Source organism: Ralstonia sp. TCR112, assembly GCF_007997035.1.
Lineage (GTDB): Bacteria > Pseudomonadota > Gammaproteobacteria > Burkholderiales > Burkholderiaceae > Ralstonia > Ralstonia edaphi.
The window spans coordinates 26,058-37,856 of record NZ_VOSS01000009.1 but is presented as its reverse complement, the minus strand read 5'-3'; the positions used below and the strand labels follow the sequence as shown (position 1 = coordinate 37,856).

The following is an 11,799-nucleotide window of genomic DNA, read 5'->3' as shown; positions in this document are numbered from 1 at the left end:
TCGTTTCCACCGTCTTTCCCAGGAGCCCAACATGACCACCCGCAACGACCTCTCCTTCATCACCGCCGGTGACGGCACACGTCTCGCCTATCGCTTTGATGGCACCGCCGGCAAGCCCGTCCTGCTGCTGGCCAACTCCATCGGCACCGACCTGCACATGTGGGACGTGACCGTGCCGCGCCTGGGCGAGCACTTTCACGTGCTGCGCTACGACGCGCGCGGCCACGGCGCTTCGGATGCGCCAGCCGGCGCCTATTCGATCGATCGGCTCGGTCGTGACGTGGTCGAGCTGCTCGATGCGCTGGGCATCCAGCGCGTGCATATGCTGGGGCTGTCGCTCGGCGGCATCGTGGCGCAGTGGCTGGCGATCCATGCGCCGGAACGCATCGACCGGCTGATCCTCTCGAATACAGCCGCGCACATCGGCCCGACGCAGTATTTCGATCAGGCCATCGCCGAGCTTCAGCAAGCGCCCGACATGCAGGCAACAACGGAAACGTTCCTGCGCAACTGGTTTCCGGCGCGCATGCTGGAGGCCAATGACCCGGCCGTTGCACCGTTCCGCCGCACGCTGCTGACAACGCCGCGCGAGGGCATCATCGGTGGCTGGGCAGCCGTGCGCGATGCCGATCTGCGCCGCACGATCACGCTGATCACGCATCCGACGCTCGTCATTGCCGGCCGGCACGACACCGTGACGTCTGCCCGCCATGGCGAGGAGATTGCGGCTGCCATTGCGGGCGCGCAATTGCGCCTGCTCGACACCGTGCATCTCGCCAACGTGGAGCAGCCGGACGCGTTTGTCGAAGCCGTGCTGGATTTCCTGGGCGTGCACGAAACCGTCTGACGCCTTGTTGCAGCATCAATGCAGCATCGACACACGGCAACCCAGCCGGTTAACATGGCGGCCATCCAACCGATGTGCCGCCCGCCATGTCCCGCGTCAAGAACGAAGACGAATTCGAGTTGCGCCGCGAAAGCGTGCTCGACACCGCCGCCGAAGCCTTTGCGGCCGACAGCTACCCGAGCGTGTCGATGAACCAGCTTGCCGCTGCGTGCGGCGGCTCCAAATCGCGGCTGTATCACTACTACGAAGGCAAGGAAGCCATCCTGTTCGACCTGCTCGACCGCTACACGCGCCGGCTGGCCGATCTGGTTGAACGCGCCGAGAGCGACGCGCGCCACGCCAAGCTCTCGGCACGCGCCACGCTGCATCTGCTGATCCGTACGTTCCTGGCCGAATACGCCACATCGCGCACGCGGCATGTGGCCTTGCTCAATGATGTGAAATACCTGGCGCCGGAGCAGCGCGACATCGTGCTCGCGCGTGAACGCGACGTGGTGGCCGCGGTGGGCCGACAGCTCGGGGCGGCTTATCCGAGCAAGGTGGACGAGGCCAACCGCACGCCCATCACGATGATGCTGTTCGGCATGATGAACTGGACCTTCACCTGGCTGAAACCCGACGGGCCACTTTCGTATGAAGGCTATGCGGAAATGGTGATCGACATGCTGGAGAACGGGCTGGGCGGCCCGGACGGAAAAAAGGGCTGACGCTCAACGCTCATCGTAGCTGACCACCACGCGCTGCGTGAGCGGCCTCGCCTGGCAGGTCAGCACAAACCCCTGCTGGATCTCCCAGTCTTCCAGCGTGAAGTTCTTCTCCATCTCCACACGGCCTTCCAGCACCTTGGCGCGGCACGTGCAGCACACGCCGCCCTTGCACGCATAGGGCAGATCCAGCCCCGCACTCAGCGCACTGTCCAGCACCTTGGCGTCACCCGCCATCGGCACCTCGTGCGATTTGCCGTCGAGTACAACGGTCAGCGCCACATCGCCCGCGACGGCGGCATGCTTGCGTGGTTTGGCCGCTGCCGTCGCATCGCCCACCGGTACGCCAAAGCGTTCGGCATGCACGCGCTCGCGCGGCACACCGCGCTCAAGCAGCGCGGCTTCCACGGCATCGATCATCGTCGACGGGCCGCAGATGAAAGCGGCATCGATATCGTCCGGCGGAATCAGCGCATCCAGAAACGCATGCACCTTCGCACCGTCGAGCCGGCCGTTGAACAACGCAATCTCCTGCGCCTGGCGCGACAGCACGTGATACAGCGCGAAGCGATCGAGATAGCGGTCCTTCAGGTCTTCGAGGGCCTCGCCAAAGATGATGCTGTCGACGCTGCGATTGCCGTAGACCAGCGTGAAGCGGCTCTGCGGCTCCGCCGCCAGCGTCGTCTTGATGAGCGACAGGATCGGCGTGATGCCGCTGCCGGCCGCGAAGGCGACGTAGTGGCGCGCGCTTTCGGCCGCCAGCGGCACGTAGAAGCGGCCATCCGGCGGCAGCACATCGAGCGTCTGGCCCACGCGGATGCGATCGTGCAAGTGGTTGGAGAAGACCCCCGCATCGACGCGCTTGACCGCCACACGCAACTCGCCGTGCGCGTCGTAGTCCTGCACGGCGCAGCAGATCGAATACGAACGCCGCAGTTCTTCATGTCCGGGCAAGTGGCCCGGCGGCACGCGCAGCGTCAGGAACTGGCCCTGCGTAAAGCGGTACGCATCGCGCAGGTCATTCGGCACGTCAAAGCGCACGGAAATCGTATCGGCCGTCTCGCCGCGCACTTCGGCAACACGCAAGGGGTGGAATTGCGGGGTCATGGCGGTCGTGCCCGGTGGGCTCAGTAAGGCTTGAAGTAGTCGAACGGCTCGCGGCACGCGCGGCAGCGGTACAGCGCTTTGCAGGCCGTTGAGCCGAAGGCGGAAATGAGCGCCGTATCGTGCGACCCGCATTGCGGGCAGGCAATATGCTCGGCCTGCGCGGGACGCGTGAGACGAATCGGGCGAGCCCCGCCGTCGTCCGCCACGTGCGCCGGCGGGGCAATGCCAAAGTCGCGCAGCTTGCGGCGCCCTTCAGCGGTAATCCAATCCGTCGTCCATGCCGGCGACAGCACCGAACGCACGCGATACGCACCCACGTCCGCTGCCTGCAACGCCCGGCTCACGTCATCGGAAATCTGCCCCATGGCGGGGCAGCCGGAATACGTGGGCGTGATCGTCGCGACCAGTGTGCCGGCCTCGTCGAGCTGGAGATCGCGCAGGATGCCCAGCTCGGCAATCGTCACCACGGGAATCTCCGGGTCGGTGACGGCCTCCAGCGCGATGCGCGCGCGCTGCAATCGCTCGCTTACCACGATGCCCCCGGGAACTGGCGCGCCAATCCCTGCATCTCGGCCAGCAGGTAGCCCATATGCTCGGAATGCACGCCGTGCTTGCCGGTGCTGACATAGGGACCGGGCTCGGGCCAGCGCAGCGTGGCCTCGTCCAGCGCGTCACGCACCGTCGCCTCCCATGCGTCGCGCAGGTCTGCCGGACGCACGCCGATGCCGGCTTCGGCCGCTGCCGCTTCAAGGTCGTCTGTGGCAAAAAATTCGTTCGTGTACGGCATCAGCCAGTCGAGCGCGGCCTGCGCACGTGCATGCGATTCGTCGGTGCCATCACCGAAGCGCACCAGCCAGTCGCGCGTATGGGCGAGGTGGTAACGCATCTCCTTCACGGATTTGGCGGCAATGGCGGCCAGCTCGGTGTCGGTCGAACGCGTCAACGCTTCCCACAGCGGCACCATCAACGCGGCGTACAGGAAGTGGCGGACGATGGTGACGGCGTAGTCGCGCGTCGCCGCGGATGTCGCGACCAGCGGCCCGGCATGGGGCAGCTCGAGCAGCGTGTAGTTGCGGAAAGCCGGCTCGGCGCGCCAGTAGGCGTAGTCGTCTTCCGTGCGCGGTGTGCCGGTGATCTCGCCTTCGATCTGCCCCGCGTGCGTGTAGAGCAATCGCGCCTGGCCGATCAGATCAAGACTGAGATTGGACAGCGCGATGTCTTCTTCCAGCACGGGGCCGTGGCCGGTCCATTCCGCGTTGCGCTGCCCAAGGATCAGCGCGTTGTCAGCCAGGCGAAGGATGTATTGCAGATGCGCGTCGGAAGTCATCACCGCGGCTCACATGTGGTTGACTTCATCGGGCAGCCGATAGAACGTCGGGTGGCGATAGATCTTGTCGGCCATCGGGTCGAAGAGCATCGGCTTGTCGTCAGGTTCGCTCGCGGTGATGGCGGCCGAGGGCACCACCCAGATGGAGACGCCTTCCTGCCGGCGCGTGTAGACATCGCGCGCCATCTGCAGCGCCTGCTTGGCGTCCACGGCGTGCAGGCTGCCGCAATGCTTGTGCTCCAGGCCCTGCTTGCTGCGGATGAACACTTCCCACAGCGGCCATTCGTGTTGATGCATGGCGGGCTCCTTCCGGTTCAGGCAGCTTGTTGATTGGCGGCGGCGCGTTCGGCCTGCTTGCGTGCGTAGGCGAGCGCGGCTTCGCGCACCCACTCGCCTTCTTCGTGTGCGCGCTTGCGGGTGGCAAGGCGCTCGCGGTTGCACGGGCCGTGACCATCGAGCACGCGCTTGAATTCGGACCAATCGAGCGGCGAGAAATCGTAATGGCCGCGCGCTTCGTTCCACGTAAGGCCGGGGTCGGCAGCGTCACGCCGAGCACGCGCGCCTGCTCGACCGTGGCATCGACAAAACGCTGCCGCAGATCGTCGTTCGAAATGCGCTTGATGCCCCAGGCCATGGTCTGCGCGCTGTTGGGCGATGCGGTGTCGGGCGGCCCGAACATCATCAGCACCGGAAACCACCAGCGGTTGACGGCTTCCTGCACCATGTCGCGCTGCGCCTGCGTGCCGCCCATCATCGTCAGCAACGATTCATAGCCCTGACGCTGGTGGAACGACTCTTCCTTGCAGATGCGGATCATGGCGCGCGCATACGGGCCGTATGAGCAACGGCACAGCGGCACCTGGTTCATGATGGCCGCGCCATCGACCAGCCAGCCGATCACGCCCACGTCTGCCCAGGAGAGCGTCGGGTAATTGAAGATCGACGAATACTTCGCGCGGCCTTCGTGCAGGGCGTCGATCATCTCGTCGCGTGAGCTGCCGAGTGTTTCTGCGGCGGAATAGAGATAGAGGCCGTGGCCCGCTTCGTCCTGCACCTTGGCCAGGAGGATGGCCTTGCGCTTGAGCGACGGCGCGCGGCTGATCCAGTTGCCCTCGGGCAGCATGCCGACCACCTCGGAATGCGCGTGCTGCGAAATCTGCCGCAGCAACGTCTTGCGGTACGGCGCCGGCATCCAGTCCTGCGGCTCGATCTTGTGGTCGGCCCCGATGCGCGCATCGAAGCGCGCCTGCAAATCGGCTTCGCCTTGAGAGGCGGCGGCCAGTTCCTGCTCCGTGGGCAGACCGCCGGGTTGGTCGAGGCTTTGGGTGTACATGCGATCCTCCGGCCGCTGGCGCGGCATGTGCACGGCACGTCATGCGCATCGTGTTTTGGGTGGATCGATTATAAACCGTCCGACCGGTCGGTCAATAACGGTTTTCACCGCAGGTCTCGTGTGAGACATGCGGTGCGCTCCCTTCCGCGGGTTCCTTCTCTGTGACTTAAATTGGCGCTGCCGACGAGGCTTCGCCCTGCCCGGCCCCTTGCGTGCGCGTGCGCACAAACACGCCCGCCAGCACCGAACCCAGCACGGCGGCAACTGCCCCCAGCAGGAACGCGAGGTGATAGCCACCATTGAGTGCCGTCGTGGCGTCGGCTCCTGCCGCAGCGAGACCTTCGGTGCGCGCGGCAGCCAGACTTGCCAGGATGGCTAGGCCCAACGCACCGCCCATCATGAACGACGTGTTGACCACGCCGGACGCCAGGCCGGATTCATCGGGCGCCACATCGCTCATGGCGGCCAGCAGCACGGGGTTGAACGCCACACCGGCGCCCAAGCCCAACAAAAGCATGCCGGGCAGCACGTCGAGCACAAAGCTGCCGCCGGCGGGCGCGCGTGCAAACAACACCAGCCCAATGCCCGCCACCAGCAAACCCACCGACAGCGGCGCGCGAATGCCGAAGCGCATCACCAGCTTGGCCGACAACCCCAGCGAGAACACCGCCATGATGATGTTGGCGGGCAGGAAGGCCAGCCCCACCTGCATCGCGCTGTAGTCGAGCACGCGCTGCATGTACAGCGCCGAGATGAAGAACCACGCAAACATCGCCGCCGCCCACAGCACGCCGACCACGTTTGCCGTGGCGACGTTGCGCAGCGCGAACATACGCAGCGGCATCAGCGGATGCGACACACGCGATTCAATGACCAGGAACGCGATCATCAACGCAATGGCAATGCCCAGCTGGGTGAGCGTCTGCGTCGATGTCCAACCGGCTTCGTTGCCGTGCACGACGGCGTACACCGCGAGCATCAGCGATGCGGTGACGGCAATCGCGCCTGCCACGTCCAGTTTTGTGCGATCGGCCAACGGCTTGCCCACCGGCAGCAACGCCACGCAGGCGGCGTACACCGCCACGCCAATCGGCAGATTGACCAGGAAGATCCAGTGCCAGCTCAACGTGCTCGTCAGGAGGCCACCGAGCAACACCCCGATGCTGCCGCCGCCCGCACAGACAAAGCCGTAGATGCCCATTGCCTTGGCCCGGTCCGCTGGCGAAGTGAACAGATTCATGATCAGCGACAGCGACACCGCCGACACCACCGCGCCGCCCAGCCCCTGCACGGCGCGCGCCGTAATCAGCAGCCCTTGCGAATTCGCCAGCCCGCATGCGGCCGATGCCAGCGTGAACAGCGTCAGCCCCAGCAGGAACAGCTTGCGATGCCCGAACAGATCACCCAGTCGACCGCCCAGCAACAGGCACCCGCCAAAGGTCAGCATGTAGGCGTTAACGACCCACACGAGCGAGGTTTCGGTAAAGCCCAGGTCTGCCTGGATGGACGGCAGCGCAACGTTCACGATGGTCGTATCCAGCACGATCATCAGCACGCCCAGGCAGAGCACGATGAGGGCAAGCCAGCGCTTGCGTTCGTCGATGCCATGCGTCATGGAATCACTCCTATGCTTGGCCGCCGTGCCTGAATGTCGCTCAGGATTGCGCAGCCGATTTGGGGTTGGCGAGACCGGCTTCAACGTCCTTGCCGGTTATCGCATCCGTACAGAAAAAGGCCCGTCAGCTTGAAAATGTGCCCGGCACAGCGGTCATCGCGACGACGATGCAATCGCAATGATCTTCAGCATGAAGAGCGCTCCGACGGATGAGGGCAGCAGGTGAAAAGGACACATTTGCACGGGCCATGCAAAGGGTCGCGGCCAGAACAGCCGGTCGTCACAAAGGGGGTGGTTTCGTTGATATTGGTAAAGCCCCAGTGATCGCGCAGTCTAGCACCGGACCGCCGTCGTGAGCCAAGACAGACCGCCTACGATTTTGCGTAGAACGGCCACCGGGCGGCGGCCGTCCGCACACGCCGTGCAGTTACATCGGCTTGGGGGCGATGACCATCCACGTGATGCCAAAGCGATCGGTCACCATGCCGAATGCGTTGGCGAAAAACGTTTCGGACATCGGCATCGTGACTTGGCCACCTTCGCCGAGTGCCTTGAAGGTGCGCTCCGCAGTGGCGTTGTCAGCCACGTTCACGGACAACCCGAAACCCTTGAAATCCGTCTTGCCGGCGGCCATACCGTCGGACGCCAGAATCTGCGTTTCTCCGACGCGGAATGCAGCATGCATGACCTTGTCGAGCGGAGGCGCCACGCCGCCGCATTGCTCGGCCGTGGGCTGCGCATCCTTGGGCGCATCCTTGTAGCGCATCACGACATCGACCTTGGCGCTGAGCGTTTTCTTGTAGAACTCCAGCGCTTCTTCACAACGACCTTCGAAGAACAGATACGGTTGAACTAGCATCACAACTCCTTGGGGTGGACTTGGGGGACTGCAAAGCCGCGCGTTGCGCCACGCGGTCGGGGAAAAAACTCGATCAGCTGCACGCAGGTTCGGGCACCGGCATCGGCACCGAGGCATGCTCGTGTACGACTTGCCAACGGCCATCGCGCTTGCGAAAACACACGGTGGCGCGCGTCTGTGCATCGTGCTTTGCGCCGTCGCGGTAGCGCGCGCGCAACCGATTCACGCTGAAGCAATAGGCCAGATCGCCACTCACCTCAAGATGCAATTCGGTGAACTGGAAATCGGCCTGACCTTCCAGCGCGTCGAACCAGCTTTGCCAGTTGCGGCGGTATGCATCGACACCTTTGACGAACAGCGGCGGCATCACGTCGAACACGACAACATCGGGCGCGTAATGCCGCATGACGGCGTCGACATCCTTGGCGCGGACGGCGGCGGCCCATGCGTTGATCAACGTGCGGAGTTCCGCTGCATCGTCCGCTGCGGCTGTGGCTAGGGTCATGTCGGTCTCCGAAAGGTCTGTCGCAATAAACGCTTGGAAATTTGCGAAGCAGCGCCTAGGGTTCAATTGTGAACACTGTCCACAAACGATAGCAGACATAATGGACGGTGTCCACATAGAACTTGCGGAGACGCATTGCATGACCCAGGAACCACCCCGACCGCCCGTGCGGAGCACGTATCGCCATGGCGACTTGCGACGTGCGCTGCTCGACGCCGGCATTGAACTGGCGCGCGCCGGCGGGCCCGACGCCATCGTGCTGCGCGAAGCTACGCGCCGCGCTGGCGTGGTGCCGAACGCCGCCTACCGGCACTTCGCGGGGCGACAGGACTTGCTGCAAGCCGTGCGGGCAGAGGCGTTGGCCGCGTTGGCGCGCGCCATGGAGGCCGAGTTGGACGCCATCGACCCGACGTGGCCCGAGGATGTGCGCGCACGTGCGTCGCTGCGCGCCATCGGCGTGGGTTATCTGCGGTTTGCGCAGATGGAGACCGGCCTCTTCCGTACGGCCTTTGCTGTGCCCGACGAAGTGGAAAACGATGCGGACCCGGCCAAAGCCGGCAATAGCGGCCTGAACCCGTTCCAGTTATTGGGCCTGGCGCTGGACCGCATGACCGCTGCCGGCGTGTTGCCGCCCGAACGTCGCCCGGGTGCCGAATACCTCGCATGGTCGGCGGTGCACGGGCTGGCGCTGCTCATCATCGATGGGCCGCTGCGCGGGCGCCCGCCGGAGCAAACCGGCGCCATTGCCTTGCGCGTGGTGGAAATGGTGGAGAACGGCCTGTAGAGACGACTGAACCGGTGCGTCAATGGAATATGGCTTGCGCTCGAAGTGTTTACCATCAAGGCAAAAGCCACACACCGGAGAACCACCATGCAGATGCGACTTGGCACATGGATCAGCGCCGCCGCGCTCGTGTTGAGCGCGTGCGCGTCGCTCACGCCGATCCAGACGGGGCAAAAGATGATCGGCCAGCCCGAAAGCGCCGTGCGCGAGACCTTCGGCGCGCCCACCGAGACGTATCAACTGGCAAACGGCACGCACCGCTGGATCTATTCGAAGCAGCCGATGGGCCACGAAGTCTATGCCGCCGACTTTGATGCAAGCGGCAAGCTCACCAACTATCGGCAGATGCTGACGGAAAAGGAAATCTACGAGGCGCGCCCCGGTGTGTGGACCAAACGCGATGTGCTCGAGCGCTTCGGCACACCAAAGGAGCCGACGCAGTACTACCCGCTGATGAAGCGGGAGGCGTGGTCATATCGGATGTACGTGCTCGGGTATCAGCAGGCGCACTTCAACGCCCTCTTCGACGACAACGGCGTGCTCGATCGCACCATGATCGTCGTCGACCCGCTCGGCGGAGACCACCAGAGCCGCAAGTAATCCAGAGACAGCGCCCGGCGGCGCATTGCACGCCGCGCGGGTTTCGATGCTGGCGCCGCGCTTAACCCAGCGCAGAAGCGATGGCCTGCGCGAGTTCGTTGGCTTCGAACTTGGCGACGTAGCCGTTGGCCCCAACGCGGCGCACGTGGTCTTCATTGGCCGAGCCCGACAGCGACGAGTGGATCACCACCGGAATCGACTGGAACGCCGGCTCGGTCTTGATCTTGCGCGTGAGCGTGAAGCCGTCCATCTCGGGCATTTCCAGATCGGTCAGCACCAGCGCGATCTTGTCACGCACGGTCTTGCCTTCGCGAGCGGCATCGCGCGCGATGTTCTGCAGCGTATCCCACGCTTCCTGGCCGCTCTTGGTCATCACGTATGGGGTGCCCATCGCCTCCAGACCGTTTGCGATCAGCGATCGCGCGAGGCCCGAGTCATCCGCCACAAGCAGCTTTGCGCCCGGCGGCAGCTTGATCGGCCGCTCGTCATTGTCCGGCGCCAGATCGGTGCGGCGCGTCGGGAACACATCCACCAGGATCTGCTCGACGTCGATCACCTGCGCCAGGCGCGAGTTGTCTGCATTGCCATCCAGGCGCGCCAGGCTCGTGATATTGCTGCTGCCCACGCTCGCCTCGGCCGGGAAGATCTGGCTCCACTCCAGGCGCACGATCTCGTCCACTTCCTCCACCGCAAAGCCTTGGGTCGAGCGCGCGTATTCGGTAATCAGGAGGATGTTGGCATTGCCGTTCTTGGTGCCGATCACGCTGGCAAGATCGATCACGGGAATGATTTGGCCGCGCACATTGACCGCACCCAGGATATGGGCGCCGGCATCCGCCACATGCGTCACAGGCGGCATGACCATGATCTCGCGCACCTTGAAGACGTTAATGCCGAACATTTCGCGCTGATTGGAACGCGCAGATTCGCCCAGGCGGAACAACAACAGCTCAAAGCGGTTGTTGTTCGTCAGATTGGTCCGTTCATCAACTTCGTGCTGCGACATTGTCTTCCCCCGTTCAAGCACACGTTATGTGGCGGTAAACGGCACGGCGTTTGGCAACTTGAAGGCGTTTTGCGAATGTGAACGCCGCGCCCTTCCAGCGTGGGGAAACACAAGCCTAGGCAACCTTCACGTGCGCGACGAGGAAATCCAGAAACGTCCGCACGCGGGCGGGCAGATTCGCGCCCTGGCCGACATAGACGGCGTGGATGTCTTCGGTCTCGCCGGGGTTGTAATCCTCCAGGACGGGCACGAGGCGGCCGGCCTCCAGATCGGCACGCACCTGAAACTCCGCCAAGCGCGCCAAACCCAGGCCCGCGACCACCACGGCGCGCAGCGCCTCACCATCGCTGATCTGGGCGTTGCCGTGCGGGTTGAATTCGGTGCGGCGACCGCGCTTGATAAAAGGCCAGGCGTTTGCGGCGCGCACGTAGCTGAACGTCAGGCAGTTGTGGCCCTCCAAATCAGCCGGCGTGCGCGGCGTGCCGGCGCGCGCCAGATAGGCCGGCGAGGCCACCACCATCAAGCGCGTCTGTCCCAGCTTGCGCGCCACCAGCCTGGAACTCTTCAGCGGTCCGCTGCGCAGTGCAACATCGGTGCGGTCTTCCAGCAGATCGACCACACGATCCGTGAGCGCAATGTCGAGCGACACTTCCGGGTGACACGCCAGAAACGCCGGCACGATCGGCAGCAGCAAATGCGTGCCGACCGGCACATTCGAATTGATGCGCAATCGCCCTGAAGGCTGCGCCCCGGCAGAAGCCTCACGCTCGGCCTCGTCCAGATCGGCCAGCACCGTCACGCTGCGCTCATAGAAGGCCGTGCCCTCCAGCGTGAGCTGGAAGCGCCGCGTGGAGCGGTTCACTAGCCGCGCGCCCAGCCGGCCTTCCAACCGTGCCACCAGCTTGCTCACCGCTGACGGCGTCATCCGGCACGCCCGCGCCGCCGCCGAGAAACCGCCTTCTTCCACCACGCGCACGAAGACTTCCATCTCGCCAAAACGATTGACATCGAGCCGCGCCATTGTGATTTCAATTCATAGATATTGTTCTGACAGGCAGTCTATCGCACAGATCCTGGCGTTCTCATACTGGTAGCCATTGCTGATTCGAGGC

General features: G+C 64.3%; 13 protein-coding genes and 1 pseudogene. 4 read left to right on the top strand and 10 right to left on the bottom strand.

Annotated elements, in window-relative coordinates; genetic code table 11:
• Window positions 1–31: 31 nt before the first annotated feature.
• Window positions 32–847, top strand: a complete 816-nt coding sequence (gene pcaD, locus FUT88_RS03975; RefSeq protein WP_147213911.1) for a 3-oxoadipate enol-lactonase — start codon at window positions 32–34, stop codon at window positions 845–847.
• An 86-nt stretch (window positions 848–933) separates the two neighbouring features.
• A complete protein-coding gene (locus FUT88_RS03970) occupies window positions 934–1,554 on the top strand; it encodes a TetR/AcrR family transcriptional regulator (protein WP_147213910.1) in 621 nt (206 codons plus the stop codon).
• Between the two features lie 3 nt (window positions 1,555–1,557).
• Here FUT88_RS03970 and paaE read toward each other — a convergent pair whose 3' ends face one another.
• The 8 genes and pseudogenes from paaE to FUT88_RS03930 form a co-directional block, all read right to left on the bottom strand.
• Window positions 1,558–2,658 carry a 1,2-phenylacetyl-CoA epoxidase subunit PaaE gene (paaE, locus tag FUT88_RS03965; protein WP_147213909.1) on the bottom strand — a complete coding sequence of 367 codons (1,101 nt, stop codon included), beginning with the start codon at window positions 2,656–2,658 and terminating at the stop codon, window positions 1,558–1,560.
• A 20-nt stretch (window positions 2,659–2,678) separates the two neighbouring features.
• On the bottom strand, window positions 2,679–3,191 hold the full coding sequence (gene paaD / locus FUT88_RS03960) for a 1,2-phenylacetyl-CoA epoxidase subunit PaaD (protein ID WP_186829231.1): 513 nt from the start codon (window positions 3,189–3,191) through the stop codon (window positions 2,679–2,681).
• A complete protein-coding gene (gene paaC, locus FUT88_RS03955) occupies window positions 3,185–3,985 on the bottom strand; it encodes a 1,2-phenylacetyl-CoA epoxidase subunit PaaC (protein ID WP_147213958.1) in 801 nt (266 codons plus the stop codon). Before paaC ends, paaD begins: the two co-directional genes overlap by 7 nt.
• A gap of 9 nt (window positions 3,986–3,994) precedes the next feature.
• Window positions 3,995–4,282 (bottom strand): 1,2-phenylacetyl-CoA epoxidase subunit PaaB, encoded by a 288-nt coding sequence (paaB, locus tag FUT88_RS03950; protein WP_004635034.1) that lies wholly within the window; start codon window positions 4,280–4,282, stop codon window positions 3,995–3,997.
• A gap of 17 nt (window positions 4,283–4,299) precedes the next feature.
• A pseudogene (gene paaA / locus FUT88_RS03945) lies at window positions 4,300–5,318 on the bottom strand (1,2-phenylacetyl-CoA epoxidase subunit PaaA).
• A gap of 166 nt (window positions 5,319–5,484) precedes the next feature.
• Window positions 5,485–6,933, bottom strand: a complete 1,449-nt coding sequence (locus FUT88_RS03940; protein WP_147213908.1) for a DHA2 family efflux MFS transporter permease subunit — start codon at window positions 6,931–6,933, stop codon at window positions 5,485–5,487.
• Between the two features lie 427 nt (window positions 6,934–7,360).
• Window positions 7,361–7,792 (bottom strand): VOC family protein, encoded by a 432-nt coding sequence (locus tag FUT88_RS03935; protein WP_147213907.1) that lies wholly within the window; start codon window positions 7,790–7,792, stop codon window positions 7,361–7,363.
• 73 nt (window positions 7,793–7,865) lie between these two features.
• Window positions 7,866–8,297 (bottom strand): YybH family protein, encoded by a 432-nt coding sequence (locus FUT88_RS03930; protein ID WP_147213906.1) that lies wholly within the window; start codon window positions 8,295–8,297, stop codon window positions 7,866–7,868.
• A 139-nt stretch (window positions 8,298–8,436) separates the two neighbouring features.
• Between FUT88_RS03930 and FUT88_RS03925 the strand changes: the two genes are divergently transcribed.
• Window positions 8,437–9,081 (top strand): TetR/AcrR family transcriptional regulator, encoded by a 645-nt coding sequence (locus FUT88_RS03925; RefSeq protein ID WP_147213905.1) that lies wholly within the window; start codon window positions 8,437–8,439, stop codon window positions 9,079–9,081.
• A gap of 87 nt (window positions 9,082–9,168) precedes the next feature.
• Complete coding sequence (locus FUT88_RS03920) at window positions 9,169–9,681, top strand: hypothetical protein (protein WP_147213904.1); 513 nt, start codon at window positions 9,169–9,171, stop codon at window positions 9,679–9,681.
• Window positions 9,682–9,742: 61 nt separating this feature from the next.
• Here the strand turns inward: FUT88_RS03920 and FUT88_RS03915 are convergent, their stop codons facing one another.
• A complete protein-coding gene (locus FUT88_RS03915) occupies window positions 9,743–10,687 on the bottom strand; it encodes a chemotaxis protein (protein ID WP_092971204.1) in 945 nt (314 codons plus the stop codon).
• A gap of 115 nt (window positions 10,688–10,802) precedes the next feature.
• Window positions 10,803–11,708, bottom strand: coding sequence for a LysR family transcriptional regulator (locus FUT88_RS03910; protein ID WP_147213903.1), 906 nt, complete (start codon window positions 11,706–11,708; stop codon window positions 10,803–10,805).
• Window positions 11,709–11,799 lie beyond the last annotated feature (91 nt).